General features: G+C 68.0%; 1 protein-coding gene. It reads right to left on the reverse strand.

Annotated features, from left to right (window positions below):
- Positions 1–206: hypothetical protein (locus ACPYOM_RS23685; protein ID WP_481347858.1), on the reverse strand; the 206-nt coding region annotated here is incomplete at both ends.

The raw sequence follows: 206 nt of genomic DNA on the forward strand, positions 1-206 counted from the left end.
TCCGTTGTCGGCAGCGTCAGATGTGTATAAGAGACAGGACTCCGGCTGCACGACCTCGGCACCGCCTGGGAGCTCGGCACCCACGGGCCCCGCTCCCACGTCCGCCCCTGAGGACGTGTCTCTTATACACATCTCCGAGCCCACGAGACGCGTAGTAATCTGAGGGGGGGGGGTGGGGGTGTGGGAGGAAGGGGGGGGGGGGGGGG

This window comes from Monashia sp. HAY1-2A (assembly GCF_056755315.1).